This window comes from Hungatella sp. SB206, assembly GCF_051132295.1.
In the GTDB taxonomy this organism is placed as follows: Bacteria; Bacillota; Clostridia; order Lachnospirales; family Lachnospiraceae; genus Hungatella; species Hungatella effluvii.
The window spans coordinates 6,168,171-6,184,431 of the sequence record NZ_CP096603.1; the positions used below are offsets into that span (position 1 = coordinate 6,168,171).

Here is a 16,261-nt window from a genome sequence, read left to right on the forward strand (position 1 = left end):
TCCGTTTCTAACTCTAATATTATATGCTGCCAAACCGAGTCAGCCGATAAAGGCTGTGATTCCAAAGTAGACTAAAACGATGACTCCAAGGACGATTCTATAGTAACCGAAGAATTTGAAGTCGTGTTTTCTGATGTAGCCCATCAGGAAGCGGATTGCGTATACGGAGACAATGAAAGCCACTACCATGCCGAGGATCAGATAGAAGACCTGAGGGCCGGTGAAATGGAGACCATATTTTACAATCTTTAAGAAGCTGGCGCCGAACATAACGGGGATTCCCAGGAAAAAAGAAAACTCGGCGGCAGCGCCTCTGGAGCATCCAAGGATCATGGCGCCCAGGATGGTGGAACCGGACCGGGATGTGCCGGGGATCAGGGACAGGAGCTGGAAAAGGCCTATGTAAAGCGCCGTCTGGTAGGAGATGTCTCCCACCCGCTGCATCTCAAAGTTTCGGCTTTTATTCGCGTTTTCAATAACGATGAACAGTACGCCATAGATAATTAAGGTGGCCGCAACGACATAACCATTCATCAGGTATTTTTCCATAATGTCATCGATAAGAAGTCCTATGATGGCCGCCGGGATACACGCGAGGATAATTTTGGACCACAGCTCCAGTGTGGCCCGCTTTTGTGCGGGTTTCTTCGTCGGTGAAAATGGATTCAGCTTGTGGAAGTACATGACCACGACCGCCAGAATCGCGCCCAGCTGGATCACGACCATAAACATGTTTTTAAAATCTTCCGGCTGTTTCAGATGGATGATTTCATCTACCAGTATCATATGGCCCGTACTGCTGATGGGGAGCCATTCGGTAAATCCCTCCACGATTCCAAGTACGATTACCTTTAATGTCTCAATTATACTCATCTCTTATTTTCCGTCTCCATTCTTATATATTTTCAATCTGCCAGTCTATGGGCTCCAGCCCGTTGGCCTTTAAATACTCATTGGTTTTGCTGAAATGCCTGCTACCGAAAAAGCCCCGGAACGCAGAAAGGGGGCTGGGATGCGGTGCCTCCAGAATCAGGTGCTTCGGATTGGTCAGCATACTCTTCTTATTCTGTGCCGGTCGGCCCCACAATAAGAATACCATTGGCCGGTCCTGCTCGTTTAAGATTTTAATAGCCGCGTCCGTAAATGTCTCCCATCCGATTCCCTGGTGGGAGTTAGCCGCATGAGCGCGGACAGTCAGCACTGTATTGAGCAGCATGACGCCCTGATCCGCCCACTTCTTTAAATAGCCGTTATTGGGGATATCGCATCCCAGATCGTCGTGCAGCTCCTGATAAATGTTCACCAGCGACGGAGGTACATCCACATCCGGCTTTACGGAGAAGCAGAGGCCGTGGGCCTGCCCGTAATTGTGGTAGGGGTCCTGCCCCAGAATCACCACCTTTACCTTGGAAAGGGGCGTAAACTGAAACGCATTAAAGATGTCATCCGCCTCCGGAAAGACTCTTTTCGTCTCATACTCCTGCTTAACCTTCTTATAAAGTTCCTTGTAATATGGCTTCTTAAACTCCACACTCAGTGGTTCCAGCCAGTCATTATCGATCGCACCCATTTTGCTGTTATTTCCTTTCGTATTGTCCTGTATACTTTTGACTGTATCGTAATCCTCTGCCCTATAACCTCACAGGCAGTCCCCGGTCCGCCAGATAGCGCTTCAGATCCATGATATCCAGTTCCTTATAATGGAACAGGGAAGCCGCCAGCGCAGCGTCTGCTTTTCCCGTCGTCAGGGCATTGTAAAAATGTTCTTTTGTTCCGGCGCCGCCCGACGCAATGAGCGGTACGGAGACACATTCTGCGATCACGGCGTTTAATTCATCGTCATATCCGGCCTTTGTGCCGTCGCAGTCCATACTGGTTAAGAGAATCTCCCCCGCACCCATGCGGTCGGCCTTAATAGCCCACTCCACAGCGTCCAGCCCCGTGTCGATACGGCCGCCGTTTTTGTATACATTCCATCCGCTTCCGTCGGCCCGCCTTCTGGCATCGATGGCAACTACCACGCACTGGCGTCCGAATTTGTCCGCCGCATCGGAGATCAGCTCCGGTGTGTTGATAGCAGAGGAATTGATGGATATCTTATCCGCGCCCTCCCGGAGAAGCAGTTTAAAATCATCTACCGTGCGGATTCCGCCGCCCACGGTAAATGGGATAAAAACCGTTTCCGCCACGCGGCGCACCATATCCACCACGGTATTCCGATTGTCTGAGGAAGCTGTGATATCCAGAAAGACAAGCTCATCCGCTCCGGCCTTATCGTATGCGGCCGCGATCTCCACCGGATCTCCGGCATCCTTTAAATTCACGAAATTGACGCCCTTCACCACGCGTCCGTTATGTACATCGAGACATGGAATTATCCTTTTCGTCAGCATCCGGCCACCTCCTATTGTAGTTCAATGAAATTTTTCAGAATCTTTAATCCCGTGGTACCGCTCTTTTCCGGGTGGAACTGACAGGCAAAGATGTTGCCGTGTTCCACGGAAGCGTGAAAACGGACACCGTAAACGGAGGACGCCGCCACATCCCCTTCATTCTCCGCTTTTAAATAATATGAATGGACAAAATACACATATTCCCCCGAAGCCAGTCCTTTAAAAAGCTTTGCTTCCGGACGGATGTCCAGACAGTTCCAGCCCATGTGGGGAACCTTGAGCCCCGGCGTATCCGGGAACTTCACAATCTCTCCCGGAAGAATTCCCAGGCCGGGGACGCTAACGCTCTCCCCGCTCCGCTCAAATAAAAGCTGCAGCCCCAGACAAATCCCTAAAAACGGAGTTCCCTGGTCTGTCACGCGGTGAATCACATCCACTAATCCGTATTGACGGAGCTTCCCCATGGCATCTCCAAAGGAACCAACTCCCGGCAGAATCACCCGGTCCGCAGAAAGAATCGTCTTCTCATCCCGGCTGATAACCGGCTGCTCTCCCAATGCATCCAGTGCCTTTTCCACACTTCTTAAATTTCCGGCATCGTAATCAATAATCGCTATCATGGCCGCCACCTCGTATCGCCTTTTTTCAACATTTTATCACAGGATCCCTGATTGTACAACTTTGTTTCAATCCACACTCGATAATTTCACAGAGTGCGACTACATCTTATAGATGCGCGGCTTGACTTCATGTCAGTGGGGGATAGCGATTTCTCTCCGCCCGCCTCTGCCGTTAAGCTTGTTTTGTTAAAAGTTGAAGTATAAATTTCTAAAGTACTCCACGGAATTCATCGGGACAGACACAGCCGTTTCCCCCATTTCAGCGGAAAGCTGTGCAAATTCCCCGTGGATCCGGTACATATGAGCCTTCTTATTCAGCGCCGCCGTCTTCTCAAACGGCCACCGGATCACTGTAGGCACGGCAAACCCTACCCCCAGTTCCAGGATAACCAGCCTCTTGTTCAATGTGCCGGCCAGCCAGGCGGTATACTTATTCCACTGAGGCAGATAGCCTTCCTCAATATAAGTTTCCGCCTTGATGGTATTTCCCGTCAGCGGCGCGCCGCAGTGAGGGCATATATCCTCCGGAATCTCCCCCGGCTCCCAGATATCCTTCGTGCAGGAGCGGGAACACTGGCGCCACGTTTCATTTCCGCAGGGAGCCACAATTCTCGATGCATCGATCCCGGACTCAAAGATCCGGGCATCCGTCACTGTCGTCACAATAAAAAAGTCCCTGCCCTCCGTCAGCTCCGCCAGCTTCTCATACACATTTGCTATATCCGGGACAAATTCCGCCTTCCACTCTTCCCCCAGACCGATCAATAATTTCTCACACTCTGTAATTTCCTGTCTGATATTCCGATATTCTTCCATTTTGACTCTCCGTTTCATCTCTTGTCCGGCCGCCCCGTTCCCGTTATCATGCCAATAAACAGCGGCCAACTGCCCCTCATTATACACCACCCCGGGACCTGGGAAAAGTATTTTCTCAGTATCCCTAAATTTTCTTGAGTTTCCCTGCCTTTTTATGCTATACTATGAGAACTTAGTATAGAAAGAAGACTTTAATGATGATTACAGACAAACAAGGACATAAGAGACTGAAACGTCCCTCCCCGTTTCTCGGTGCCTGCGTGGCTGTGGCCGTGCTGGCGCTGCTGCTGGTTATCTATAACTTTTCAAAACCCGTTCCCATGGTTGGCAGTAAAACCATCACCATCGATGTGATTTACAAGGATGGCAGTGAGGACAGCTATCACGTTACTACCGAGGCACAGTACTTGAAGGAGGCGGTGGATGACATTCCGAAGCTGACCATAGAAGGCACCACCACCGAGGAATACGGCCTCATGATGATTACCGTTAATGGAGTGCGGGCGGACTATACACAGGATGGAGCCTACTGGGCGCTGCTTTTAGATCATGAGCCCTGCAACTACGGCATCAGCATGCAGCCCATCAAAGACGGAGAAAATTACAGTATTGTATATACACCGGCGGACCAGTAATGGAGCCGCCGTTTCTTTGGGCAAAAGGGGGATAACATGAAAACAAAGGAACTTGTCCGTGACGCGTTTCTTGCCGCAATCCTTCTGGTGCTGCAGGTCAGCCTGTCCTGGCTTCCCAATGTCGAGCTGGTATCGCTCCTGCTGATTCTGTATACCCTCGTATTCCGCCGCCATGTCTGGTTCATCCTCTATGTATTCGTCATTCTGGAAGGACTGATCTACGGCTTCGGCCTGTGGTGGTTTTCTTATCTCTATGTGTGGGCGATCCTTTGCGGTTCCGTATTTCTCATGGGATGGAACGGAAAACCACGTTCCATATCGGCCGCACTGCTTGCGGGGATCTTCGGTATGCTCTTTGGGCTGTTGTGCGCCGTCTCCTACTTCTTTACAGGCGGCATCGGAGCCGCGTTTGCATGGTGGACAGCAGGCATTCCCTTCGACATTGTTCACGGCATCAGCAACTTTGCCGTCACACTCCTGCTGTTTGACCCGCTGTACCGTCTGCTGAGCAGACTGAAAAACCAGTTTTAATATACAAGAGTATTCACAATCAAAAAGGAGAATCTATATGGAATCTGCAGTTGTAAGGATAAAAAAAGGCGAAGGCCGCTCGTTGAAAGCCGGCGGCATGTGGATTTATGACAATGAGATCGACACCATCAAGGGGGATTACGCCAATGGCGACATGGTATTTGTGGAAGACTTCGACGGTTATCCGCTGGGCCATGGATTCATCAACGCCAACTCCAGGCTGACCGTCCGCATAATGACCAGAAAAAAGGATACCGTTGTGGACGACGACTTTCTGGAGATGAGAGTGCGCGCCGCATGGGAGTACAGGAAGACCACGACCGACACCTCCAGCTGCCGTCTCATCTTCGGCGAGGCCGATTTTCTTCCGGGTATTGTCATCGATAAGTTTTCCGACGTACTCGTTGTGGAATCCCTTGCCCTGGGAATCGACCGGTTCAAGCCGGTTATCCTGGACAAGCTTAAGAAGGTCCTGGCCGAGGACGGAATCCAGATCCGCGGCGTCTACGAACGAAGTGATGCCAAGGTCCGTCTCCAGGAAGGCATGGAGCGCTTCAAGGGCTTCATCGGCGATCCCTTCGACACCAAGGTGGAGATCGTGGAAAATAACGTGCATTATCTCGTAGATGTCAAAGACGGGCAGAAAACAGGCTTCTTCCTTGATCAGAAATACAACCGGCTGGCAATTCAGAGACTCTGCGCCGGCAAACGGGTATTAGACTGCTTCACCCATACCGGCTCCTTTGCGCTTAATGCCGGTCTGGCTGGCGCTTCCTCCGTCCTGGGTGTGGACGCCTCCGAGCTGGGAGTCGCCCAGGCCGAAGAAAACGCGGCCTTAAACGGCCTCTCCGATACGGTCAAATTCCGCTGTGCCGATGTCTTCGAGCTGCTTCCCGAGCTGGAACGCCAGGGTGAGAAATTCGACGTCGTCATCCTCGATCCCCCCGCCTTCACAAAGTCCAGAAACTCCGTAAAGAACGCGGTTAAAGGCTACCGGGAGATCAATTTAAGAGGTATGAAGCTGGTAAAGGACGGCGGCTACTTAGCTACCTGCTCCTGCTCCCACTTCATGACACCGGAGTTATTTGAAAAGACCATCCGGGAAGCCGCCGGCAATGTCCACAAGCGCCTCCGCCAGGTCGAATACCGGACGCAGGCACCGGATCATCCCATTCTCTGGTCCGGAGATGAAACCTCTTACTATTTAAAATTCTTCATATTCCAGGTATGTGACGAGAAATAGCATTTCACACATGCTCCAGATCCTGCCCCGCCTTCTGCGCCGAATCTGCCCCCGCTTCCGAGCGGCTGATTCTGTACAGAAGGTGGGGCATGTCCATTCCATAGTAGTGCTTAACGATACTGCCGCAAACGGTCATACCGTTTCTCTCCGCCACGGCCCTGGAAGGAGCGTTGGTATCCCGAATAATGGAATACACCTCCTCCGCTCCCAGCTTCTCAAATGCATAATTCCTGCACGCGGCAGCGGCCTCCAGCGCGTATCCGCAATGCCAGAAATCCTTTCTGAATAAATAACCGACCTCCAGCACCTCTCTTTCGCCGGCCTCCTGCATGGTCAGCCCGCACTGTCCGATCAGCTCCCCAGTCTCCTTTAAAATCACGGCCCATAAGCCAAACCCGTATTTTTCATAGCGCATAAGCTGACGGTCCAGCCAGTCGGCGGCCTCCCAGTCCTCAAATGCATGCTCATAGGCGTACATCACCTCTTCATCCTTTAACATCAGGCAGAGGTCATCGTAATCTGCCCGCCGAAGCCGCCGCAGAGCCAGCCTTTCTGTCTGAAGAATGATCTCCTCTTTCATGTTATCCCCCATAACAGCTCCCATCGTCTTTGCCATGTTATCTACTCCTTCTCTTCCTCTCTCTGTATTTCAGTTACAGGTCACAGCCCTGTAATGTATTTCATCGCCCCTCAAGGCATCTTGGCCGGTTCCCCTTGTTCTTTATTCCAGCTACTTCTATAATGATATCATAAATCCGGTGCACTGGATATTCAAAAAGGAGAATGACATGAAAATAACACTGCACGAAGGGCTCGGCCTTTCCGAGCCCGAAATCGAAATCCGGTGCCACATTGCCGACCAGCGGCTTAAGCGTCTCCTGGACTATATCCGCCAGTACTCCTTTTCACTGGAAGGGCGGATCGGTGAGACTTCCTTCTATCTGCATTCCGAGGAGATTATCTATGTGGACTCCGCTGACGGACGCACATTCCTCTACAGCGGCAAAAATGTGTACGAAAGCCGTGAGACGCTTTCGTCCCTTGAGGAAAAGCTGGCCAATACCACATTTGTCCGGATCAGCAAAAACTGCATCGTCAACACCGCCTGGCTGAAGAGCGTGTCCCCCCTGTGGAATCGCAGGCTGGAGGCCCTGCTGAAAAATGGTGAAAAGCTCATTGTCAGCAGAAATTATATACCTGCGCTGAAAGAAAAATTATCCCGATAACAAGGAGGAAATGCCATGAAACGATTTTTAAGAACCTATCTTCCCAGTTCGGCGATCGCATTTACCATCGTCATCCTGTTTAACGCAATCTATAACCTGATTCTGGGAAACAACTATGCACTGAGCGGCGTCTTTGTCCTGGAACTTACAGGGCTTATCATTTTCATACAGCTCGTATCGGTCGTGTACGATCACATTCCGTTTCAGTCGGAAAGGGCGTACAAGACCACGTTCTTCGCAGCAGAGTATGCGATTGTCATTATTGCAAGCTTTGTTTTAAACTGGACGGTTCTCACCATCAGCAGCTTTCTATACACATCACTGCTGTGTGTGTTTATCGCGTTCCTGATCGACCGATACTTTTCGGCCGTACACCGCCACGAGGCGGATGAGATCAACCGCCTCATCCTCTCCCAGGATAAAAAAGGGGAGCAGACCCCATAAGATTACCTCCCGGGCTCCTGCTCCTGCTTACAAAACTCTATCTGCCGGCCGTCTGGCTGCTCAGCAGCATTTCAAATGATTCCGCGGTCATCGGCCGGCCAAAGTAATACCCCTGTATTACGTCGCATCCGTGCGCCTTTAAATACTCGTACTGCTCTCTCGTCTCCACGCCCTCGGCGATGGTGCTCAGCTCCAGCGACTCCGCCAGGCGTATGATACCATCCACGATCTTATTGCCTCTCTCATCACCAATATTGTCAACGAAGCTTTTATCGATCTTCAGCGTGTCAAACGACATGTCCTTCAGCATAGCCATAGAGGAATACCCCGTACCGAAGTCATCCAGAAGGATCCGGTAACCGGACTGATGCAGATGCCTGATGGCATCCAATAGCCGAGGCTGGTTGTCGAAGAAGACGCTCTCCGTAATCTCGACCTCCACATTCTGGACTTCCACCGCTGTTTCTGTCAGAATCCGGTTGTATTTCTCCACAAAATTCAGGTCATAGAGAAGCTTTCTCGATACATTGACGGATACCGGCACCACCGCATATCCACGGTTCCCCCATTCCTTCTGCTGTTCACAGACAATCCGGAACATATACCGGTCCAGCTCGCTGATGAATCCATTTTTCTCAAACAGCGGGATAAACTCGCCCGGCGACACGATCTCACCGTCAGGCCTCGCCCAGCGCACCAGGGCCTCTGCCCCTACGATCCGCTTGGATTCCGCGTCGTACTGGGGCTGGTAATACGCCCTGAATTCTCCATTTTCCAGCGCACTCTTCATCACCGCTTCGATCCGCTTATCCCGGTAGATCTGTTCCTTCACCCGCTCATCATAGAACGCGTAATGGACGGCGAACTGTCCCTTCTGGCTCTTTCTGGCAATGCCTGCGCAGTCGAGACAGAAATCCAGTGTAAGGCTCTTGTCTCGAATCTGGAATATCCCCATGGCCGGCACGATAGCCAGCTTATTCTGAGGCCAGATGGAATACGACTGAAGACGGCTGCAAAGTTCCTCTAATCGCCTGCACAAGGCATCATGGTCGTGACCGTCAACGAGTGCCACAAACATATCCGCAGACTGATGAGCGAAAAGTTCCTCGCCTCCGCACCATCCCGCCAGAACTCCATGAATATACCGGATCAGGTGATTTCCTTCCTCATATCCCAGAAGCTCATTGATAAACTTAAAATCATCGATATCCAGGCTGACCAGGGACAGGTTCCCCGCCTCTGCCCGGCGTATCTTTTTCTCCGCCTCCACCTGGAATTTGGCAAAGGAGTAACCGCCGGTGATCTCATCCGTATAGAGGCTGTGCATGAGCTCGGCCTTCCTCCGTTTCTGATCCTTCAGAACATAAACCAGGATTCCCGCGAAAATCAGCACCATAAACACGCCCAGCAGATACGTACGCCCCAGCACCGCGTTCATTTTGCTGTCCAGCACACTGGCCGGTGCCACAGTGAGCAGATACCAGTCATTGATGGGCAGCGGCCGGTAGTACATGTACTGAACCCCTTTATTTATGAATCTGACGCATCCATCCTGCCCATTCTCAAAATCCACCTTCATCCGGTCCGCAATCGCCTGATTCTTCCTGTCTTCCGCTTCCATGGACGTAAAAATATTCTGCATATTGGAGTAACTGTAGGAATTAGTGGAATCCACGATGCAGTTGCCCTCTTTATTTACGATATACGTATATCCGCGTCCTCCGAAGGAGGTCACCTCCAGCTGCCTGCGCATCTCGTTGATATCATAGGTGCCAAACAGAACCGCCGTCACCTCTCCATCATGATAGACAGGCACCGCATATACATGGATCGTTTCACTCCCCTCCCGGTCCACCAGGGGATCGGACACACTGTTTTCTCCCGCCAGGCCCCTTCTGTAATAAGGGCGGTCGGACAGATCCATACGTACATGATCCGTGGTATATGTCGTTCCATCCGCAGTGATGACCCCCATCCGCTTAAACCCATTCTCCTGCGCGGTGGCGGCCAACATGGCAGCGGCCTCCTCATAATTGTCCACTGTGTAAAAACCGACGCGGCGCGAAACCTCGGTCAATAATTCCAGCTTTCCATTTATCTCTTTTTCCAGAATACTCTTTCCCTGTGTGGAAACCTCCTCAAGAGAAGAGATGATCTCATTCTGAAAATCATGTTTCAAAGTACTCGCGTATAAGAGCCACGACACGGTCAGTAAAATCAGTATCAACAGACCGAGTATAACTTCCCTGTATTTCGCGAAAAGATTTCTCATACCTCTTCCTTTCCCGCCTGCGCTCTTATACACGATGACAGACGGCATCCTCTTTCATTGTACATGAAAGAAAAAGGGTACGTCAACTGTCACTTACTTTTTTTATACCCTTGACTTTGGAATGGTTACCTGATATAGTATCGGCATAATATATATCGTTTTGATATATATCAGGAGGTAATATTATGTTAGAGTATATCATTCTTGGTTTTTTAATGGGATGCGCCGCCAACGGTTATGACTTAAAGCAGTATATGGCGGAAAGCACGTCCTATTTCTTCGATGCCAGCTATGGGAGCATTTATCCCGCGTTAAAGAGGCTGGAAGAGAAAAAACTCATCCTCTCAGAAGAAAAAGTGACCGGGGGAAAGTTTAAGAAGCTCTATTCCATTACGGAAGAAGGCCGCGGTGTCTTTCTTACCTGGTTAAAGCAGCCGGTGCGTTTTGTAAAAACACGCCTCGACTACCTGGTGCCGTTTTTCTTCTACGAGTATTTAGATCCCATTACTGCAAAGCAGAATCTGGAGTTGTTTATGGAGACCGCCTCCGTAGGGCTCGGAGAGCTGAAGGCACAGAGAGAAGAGCTGAATAACAGAAATCTGGCCGCCGGCCACACGTTCCACGGATCTGTGCTCGTCTATGGAATCCGTTACTATGAGATGCTGATTGAATGGTGTTCCGGGCTGGCAACAGAAAACTCCACCACAACAGCAAACACCCAAAAAGGAGGTCCCCTCAGTGAAAACAATCATCCACGACTTTGACTCCGCCGTATTTGAAGAACTGTTTCCCGAAACCGCTCAGCTGACCAGGCTCGGAACCTCCGAGCCGTCTGCCGTCATCCTGTCCCCTATGTATCCGGCACGCCCCTGTATTGGCTGTTTTGGCTGCTGGATCAAGACTCCGGGCAGCTGCGTCCTTCCCGATTCCTATCAGGAGATGGGCAAACTGCTGTCCAGGACCAGCGAACTCATACTCATCAGCCGCTGCTGCTACGGCGGCTACAGCCCATATGTGAAAAATATTCTGGACCGCAGCATCGGTTATCTCCAGCCATTTTTCCGCATCATTAACGGAGAGATGCACCATGTCATGCGGCACGATAACCGTATGGCAATCACGACGCATTTCTATGGGGACTCAATCACAAAGCTGGAGGAAGAGACCGCGGACCGCCTGGCTAAGGCAAACGCCGTCAATTTCGGAGCTTCCGGCTGCACCGTGCATTTCTATCAGATACCGGAACAGATAAGGGGGAATATGGCATGAAAGGAATTTTGATAAACGGCAGCCCGAAGAGACGCGACAGCTCCTCCGGCGCGCTGCTGGACGATTTAAGGTCTTTACTCGATCCCAGCACAGAGACGGCCGTCATGGCCGTTACCGCTTCCCATCCCGCCGCCTCGTCCGCTTACACGGGTATGCGCTGGGAGCCGTCACCCGAGGACGTAAAACATCTTAGCGGTTCCAGCTTTCTTATCCTCTCCTTCCCGCTCTATGTGGATGCCGTTCCGTCCCATCTGCTTTCCTTTTTAATGGAACTGGAATGGCAGCAGAAAAACAACAGGCTCCTGGCAACTGAAGAACCGCTGGCCGTTTATGCCGCCATAAACTGTGGATTTTACGAGGGAAAGCAGGCCGCGCTCGCTCTTCGGATCGTGGAGAGCTGGTGCCTGCGCTGCGGTTTCGAATACAAACAGGGCATTGGATGCGGCGCCGGGGCCATGCTGGCTCAGATAAAAAGCGCTCCGCTGCAAAAGGGCATTAAAAAGCCGCTGGGCACCGCGCTGAAAGACATGGCTGCACGTATCGGACGCCTTGAAAAAGGAAAGGACCAGCTCATCTCCCTCTCCTTCCCCCGCCCGCTCTACTTAGCCGCTGCTTCAATCGGCTGGAGGAAACAGGGCCGTGAAAACGGGCTGACCGTGAAAGATTTAAAATCGTAAGGCAAAAACTCCCCTGCCGTTTGAATGGAACTCATTCGGGCAGAGGAGTTTTACGATTAAATTCTGGTATCCCAGCGGCCGCAGAATACATTTTCACTGTATCTGCCCTTAAACGGGGACTTTCCTGTCATTTTACTGATAGCGGCGGATACTGCTTCCTCCGAATTCAGATAGGCATTGATATAAGTCTTTGCCATCGGCACGTCGATCAGATGGTTTGTATAGTTCAGAGAGAGGAATATGGTGGGCAGTTCCGATACGTACCACGGCTGGTCTGCGGGCTGCGCCCATTTTACACGCATGGTATTGTACTGTGCGAATCCCGATACGTTAAATACCACCAGACACGCGTCATACTTTTTGCGCAGGTCCTCCATCTTACCTTTTACAGCCGGCGTATCGCCGTCCACGATGAATCCGGCTTCCGTAAGCTTCCTTACGACCATCTCCTTTATGGGAGCGCTGTCGTCCGCCTGAAGCTTACCGGCGATTACCGTCCCCTCTCCGCCGATAAATACCAGCTTCACCCTCTTATACTTCTCAGGCGTCATTGGAAGGTAATGTTTCGTGTCCTTGACGAGAGTAATAAACTTGTCGGCCTGCTCTGCGGCAGACTTGTGGAACTCACTGCATCCGATCACCGACAGCTGCTCTCTCGGAGGCATCAGACGGCCTTCGGCCTGCAGCTTGTGTAGTTTCAGCGCCGCCTTGATTCCGAGAATCCGGTGAAGCGCGTCACTTAGCCTCTCCTCCGTAATTACGCCGTTTCTGTAACCTTCCATCATATAGCCGAAGTCCTCGTCCATGTCGTTGAAGAACAGGAACATATCGCAGCCCGCGGCAATCGCCTGCGGAACCTGATCCCGGCGAGGCATGGCCGCAAACATGCCGATCATGTGAGACGCGTCGGTTACTACCAGGCCATTGAATCCAAGACGGCCCTTCAATAAATCCGTAATCAGCTCCGGGGACAGGGTTGCCGGCAGAATGTCCTCGTCTGCGGTATCGGGACGAAGCTTTCTCGTATAAGCGGGAAGTGCGATATGCCCCGCCATAATGGTCATGACGCCTTCGTCGATCAGTTCTTTGTAGACTCTTCCAAAGGTGTTGTCCCACTCCTCGCAGGTCATATCATTGACGCCCATGAGAAGGTGCTGGTCGTTCTCTTCGGTTCCATCGCCCGGGAAATGCTTCATACAGGTAGCCATATTCTGAGTTCTGGTACCCTTGAAAAATGCCTTCGCATACCGGATGGTATCTTCCGGGCTGTTGTTAAAGGCCCTGCACTGGACAATGGTATTTCTCCAGTTATAGAGCAGATCTACAATCGGTGCGAAGTTCCAGTTGCATCCGATAGCCGCGCTCTCTAAAGCCCCGATTCTCGCCACCTCACAGGCAGTCTCCTCGTCGTCCGCAGCCGCTGTCGCCGCCCCGCAGGCCACCGCGGTACCGCCGCCCACGCCGCCGTTTCCGCCCGCTTCACAGTTGGAAGCGATCAACAGCGGGATTTTCGAATTTTCCTGAAGAATCCGGTTCTGCTCGTATAACTCCTCCGGCGGCGCATTGTGATAACGAATCGCTCCGACGTGATAGTTCTTTACCGCATTTTCCAGATCTTCCGGTTTTCTGGAGGTCACCATATTGACGAACAGCTGACCGATCTTCTCCTCATCTGTCATAGACGCGATGGTATCCTCCACCCATTTCATATCTTCCTCATTTAAATAATAAGGTTTTTCTCTTAAATTAACCATTGTTTTCTCCTTTTCCTAAATTTTTCTCAAAATCCGCAGCACACTGATTCTCATATTCGCCCCGGTAGCTGCCGTTTAGAAAACGTTCCAACGCTTCCTCCCGAAACTGTCTCCAGGACTGCGCCTCCTTCTTCACCAGAATCGGATAGTAGCAGACACCGTTCTGTCCGGCCGCCTGATGGTCTCCGGGCGCGTCACCGATCATCAGGACGTGATCTCTTTCATATCCGGCCTCCAGAAGACGGCTGATGCAGTATGCCTTGGAGCCTTCGGTCTGTGTCAGCACGATATCCGTGAATGGAAGAAGTCCGCACCGCTCCCATTCCTCCACCACAGCCTGCTTATTGGCCGATGAGACAATGGCGATATCGGCCTTCTCATGGGCCGCCCGGATACCTTCCGCCACACCCTCATACGGCTTTTTCGCCTCCTCCGGAAGTCCTCCGATGGCAGCATTTACTGCCTTCGACCAGGAGAGCGCCTTCTGAAAACAAACGTGGGCTTCGTCCGTCTCCATCTTCGACAATGCCTCGCCCGACAGCTCCGGCGCCGTCTCACACCACCGGACAAACGCATCGATCCCGTCTATGGAACGGTACTTTCCGGAGGCCTCGTGGAGAACGATGGCCAGCGCCTTGAACCGGTTGATTCCACGGGTCATGGAATACAGATTCACTTCGTTCCAGCGCTCCAGGAGCGCTTTCTCCCACTGCTCCAGCCCCCATTCCTTCACCATGCAGGGGCCAAAGCATTGGAAATGTTTGATATCCATCGTGTCCATGGCACATCCGTCAGAATCGATGCAGATCAGATACTCCTTTTTTCGCTGAAAGTTCTCAAATAAATCACCCATTGTTCTCACCTTTCTTTGCAGTTAGTTTTTCACAGCAGCCGTTGTTTTCCGCAGCAGTCCATCTATTTCTCAGCAGCCCGTCTCTCCGCAAGAATACGGTTGTTTTCCTCTACCACTTTCTTGGATAACGGATATGCAAACAACAGAATCAGGCCTACAATCAGGTAGCAGACGGCCGGAGCCAGAGTCGCCACGGTATAGATATTTTTGGTGACGGATTCCGTCTGTACGATGACCTCACCAGCTTTGGAGGACTGGTAGCCGATCGCGCCCAGAACCCAGCCGCCGAGGCCGCCTGCCAGCGCCTGGCCGATCTTACGGGCAAAGGAGTAAACCGCGTAAATAGTGCCGTCGTCGCGGCTTCCGGTCTGTACCTCCTGGTAATCGATTACATCCGTAATAAATGCCCAGATTAAGAGGTTAAAGAGTCCGGTTCCCAGGTTTCCAAAGGCGATCATGACACAGAAGGCCCATGGGTTTTGAAATCTGAAGAAAAACAAAATGAAATAAATAATGGAAGCAAATAATACGGAAAATGCGGAAGCTTCTTTCTTACCGAACTTCTTTAAAATTGTCGTTGAAAATGGTGCAAGAATCAGAGTTGCGCCGGTACTGAAGAATCCGGCCAGCGACATGGCTTCTTTACTCTTAAAGTAATCCATGTATAAGTACGTGTTCATGCTTCCGGACAGCAGCATGGAGAGCAGAAGAACGATGGCCGCTCCGATGATGGCCAGCAGGCTGCGATTGTGCATCATTCCTTTCACAGCTCTTGCAAAGCTGCCTTTGTTTGTCTCCTTCACCTGCGGCTTTACACGCTCTGTTGACAGGCTGTAGCACAGGATATAGCAGATCAGGGCCAGAACCGCAAACAGGCAGGCAATATAGAAGAAACGGTCTGCCAGAACCACCTGGTTTCCACCCTCATAGGCGTATACAAACAGGGGAACGCCCACATTGACACACACGCCGGCCAATGCCGCTCCTACGCTTCGAAATGTGGAAAGCTGGCCTCTCTCGATGGGTTCCGCGGTGATTCCCGACGCCATGGAGCCATAGGGGATATTGATTCCCGTATAGCAGATACTTCCCCAGAATAAATATGTAAGATAGATGTACACCATCTTAAATGTCATGGACTTATCCGCGATAAACGGATTAAACATCAGGACGCCGGCCACCACCACCGGAACGCACATCCTGCGGATCCACGGTCGGAACTTTCCGTCCTTTGCAGGCTTTGCCGTATCCACGATATGCCCCATGGTAATATCAGTACATGCGTCCACACACCGGGCAACCAGAAACAGCGTTCCTACCGCCATTGCACTGATGCCAAGTACCTTCGTATAGAATACCATAAGAAACGTGCTGGCCAGCATAAAGAAAAAATCATTGCCGAAATCGCCGAACATATAACCGATCTTATCCCTGAAACCAAATTTTCTTTTCATGCAAAATTTCCCCTCCTAAAGGTAAGTTTATCTTTTTTCGATAAACAAACTTTACCATAAATACATAAAAGTCT

18 protein-coding genes are annotated in these 16,261 nt (G+C 51.2%); 8 read left to right on the top strand and 10 right to left on the bottom strand.

Features of this window, described 5'->3' with window-relative positions:
* Positions 1-39: 39 nt before the first annotated feature.
* From M1L66_RS27315 to M1L66_RS27335, 5 genes are all read right to left on the bottom strand, one after another.
* Positions 40-873, bottom strand: a complete 834-nt coding sequence (locus tag M1L66_RS27315) for an undecaprenyl-diphosphate phosphatase (RefSeq protein WP_187019887.1) — start codon at positions 871-873, stop codon at positions 40-42.
* Between the two features lie 22 nt (positions 874-895).
* Entirely contained in the window at positions 896-1,570 is a 675-nt protein-coding gene (locus M1L66_RS27320; protein ID WP_002604539.1) for a uracil-DNA glycosylase, read from the bottom strand.
* A gap of 61 nt (positions 1,571-1,631) precedes the next feature.
* On the bottom strand, positions 1,632-2,393 hold the full coding sequence (gene hisF / locus M1L66_RS27325) for an imidazole glycerol phosphate synthase subunit HisF (protein WP_434688916.1): 762 nt from the start codon (positions 2,391-2,393) through the stop codon (positions 1,632-1,634).
* An 11-nt stretch (positions 2,394-2,404) separates the two neighbouring features.
* Positions 2,405-3,013, bottom strand: coding sequence for an imidazole glycerol phosphate synthase subunit HisH (gene hisH, locus M1L66_RS27330; RefSeq protein ID WP_110324666.1), 609 nt, complete (start codon positions 3,011-3,013; stop codon positions 2,405-2,407).
* A 186-nt stretch (positions 3,014-3,199) separates the two neighbouring features.
* Positions 3,200-3,829, bottom strand: a complete 630-nt coding sequence (locus M1L66_RS27335) for a hypothetical protein (RefSeq protein WP_434688917.1) — start codon at positions 3,827-3,829, stop codon at positions 3,200-3,202.
* Positions 3,830-4,023: 194 nt separating this feature from the next.
* On the opposite strand from M1L66_RS27335, the gene M1L66_RS27340 reads away from it, so the two are divergent.
* Genes M1L66_RS27340 through M1L66_RS27350 form a run of 3 tightly spaced genes read left to right on the top strand, consistent with a single transcriptional unit; the run spans position 4,024 to position 6,238 of the window.
* Positions 4,024-4,464, top strand: coding sequence for a DUF4430 domain-containing protein (locus M1L66_RS27340; RefSeq protein ID WP_434688918.1), 441 nt, complete (start codon positions 4,024-4,026; stop codon positions 4,462-4,464).
* Between the two features lie 36 nt (positions 4,465-4,500).
* A complete protein-coding gene (locus M1L66_RS27345) occupies positions 4,501-4,995 on the top strand; it encodes a hypothetical protein (RefSeq protein ID WP_002604544.1) in 495 nt (164 codons plus the stop codon).
* Between the two features lie 37 nt (positions 4,996-5,032).
* A complete protein-coding gene (locus M1L66_RS27350; RefSeq protein WP_434688919.1) occupies positions 5,033-6,238 on the top strand; it encodes a class I SAM-dependent rRNA methyltransferase in 1,206 nt (401 codons plus the stop codon).
* Between the two features lie 4 nt (positions 6,239-6,242).
* On the opposite strand, the gene M1L66_RS27355 is transcribed toward M1L66_RS27350, so the two are convergent.
* Entirely contained in the window at positions 6,243-6,854 is a 612-nt protein-coding gene (locus M1L66_RS27355) for a GNAT family N-acetyltransferase (protein WP_434688920.1), read from the bottom strand.
* Positions 6,855-7,026: 172 nt separating this feature from the next.
* Here M1L66_RS27355 and M1L66_RS27360 point away from each other — a divergent pair, with 172 nt between their 5' ends.
* Together M1L66_RS27360 and M1L66_RS27365 are read left to right on the top strand one after the other, a co-directional pair.
* The gene (locus M1L66_RS27360) at positions 7,027-7,464 is read left to right on the top strand and encodes a LytTR family DNA-binding domain-containing protein (protein ID WP_434688921.1); all 438 of its coding nucleotides are present in this window, start codon (positions 7,027-7,029) and stop codon (positions 7,462-7,464) included.
* A 15-nt stretch (positions 7,465-7,479) separates the two neighbouring features.
* Positions 7,480-7,908 (top strand): DUF3021 domain-containing protein, encoded by a 429-nt coding sequence (locus tag M1L66_RS27365; RefSeq protein ID WP_434688922.1) that lies wholly within the window; start codon positions 7,480-7,482, stop codon positions 7,906-7,908.
* A 37-nt stretch (positions 7,909-7,945) separates the two neighbouring features.
* Here the strand turns inward: M1L66_RS27365 and M1L66_RS27370 are convergent, their stop codons facing one another.
* The gene (locus M1L66_RS27370; RefSeq protein WP_434688923.1) at positions 7,946-10,180 is read right to left on the bottom strand and encodes a bifunctional diguanylate cyclase/phosphodiesterase; all 2,235 of its coding nucleotides are present in this window, start codon (positions 10,178-10,180) and stop codon (positions 7,946-7,948) included.
* Between the two features lie 185 nt (positions 10,181-10,365).
* On the opposite strand from M1L66_RS27370, the gene M1L66_RS27375 reads away from it, so the two are divergent.
* Genes M1L66_RS27375 through M1L66_RS27385 form a run of 3 tightly spaced genes read left to right on the top strand, consistent with a single transcriptional unit; the run spans position 10,366 to position 12,126 of the window.
* Complete coding sequence (locus tag M1L66_RS27375; RefSeq protein ID WP_434688924.1) at positions 10,366-10,944, top strand: helix-turn-helix transcriptional regulator; 579 nt, start codon at positions 10,366-10,368, stop codon at positions 10,942-10,944.
* Positions 10,919-11,449, top strand: a complete 531-nt coding sequence (locus M1L66_RS27380; protein WP_434688925.1) for a flavodoxin family protein — start codon at positions 10,919-10,921, stop codon at positions 11,447-11,449. Before M1L66_RS27375 ends, M1L66_RS27380 begins: the two co-directional genes overlap by 26 nt.
* On the top strand, positions 11,446-12,126 hold the full coding sequence (locus tag M1L66_RS27385) for a hypothetical protein (RefSeq protein WP_434688926.1): 681 nt from the start codon (positions 11,446-11,448) through the stop codon (positions 12,124-12,126). Before M1L66_RS27380 ends, M1L66_RS27385 begins: the two co-directional genes overlap by 4 nt.
* Positions 12,127-12,182: 56 nt before the next feature.
* On the opposite strand, the gene M1L66_RS27390 is transcribed toward M1L66_RS27385, so the two are convergent.
* From M1L66_RS27390 to M1L66_RS27400, 3 genes are all read right to left on the bottom strand, one after another.
* Positions 12,183-13,880, bottom strand: coding sequence for a glycoside hydrolase family 3 protein (locus tag M1L66_RS27390; RefSeq protein WP_434688927.1), 1,698 nt, complete (start codon positions 13,878-13,880; stop codon positions 12,183-12,185).
* The gene (locus M1L66_RS27395; RefSeq protein ID WP_187019907.1) at positions 13,873-14,733 is read right to left on the bottom strand and encodes an HAD family hydrolase; all 861 of its coding nucleotides are present in this window, start codon (positions 14,731-14,733) and stop codon (positions 13,873-13,875) included. The genes M1L66_RS27390 and M1L66_RS27395 overlap by 8 nt, the downstream gene beginning before the upstream one ends.
* A gap of 62 nt (positions 14,734-14,795) precedes the next feature.
* The gene (locus tag M1L66_RS27400; protein WP_434688929.1) at positions 14,796-16,187 is read right to left on the bottom strand and encodes an MFS transporter; all 1,392 of its coding nucleotides are present in this window, start codon (positions 16,185-16,187) and stop codon (positions 14,796-14,798) included.
* Between the last annotated feature and the right edge of the window lie 74 nt (positions 16,188-16,261).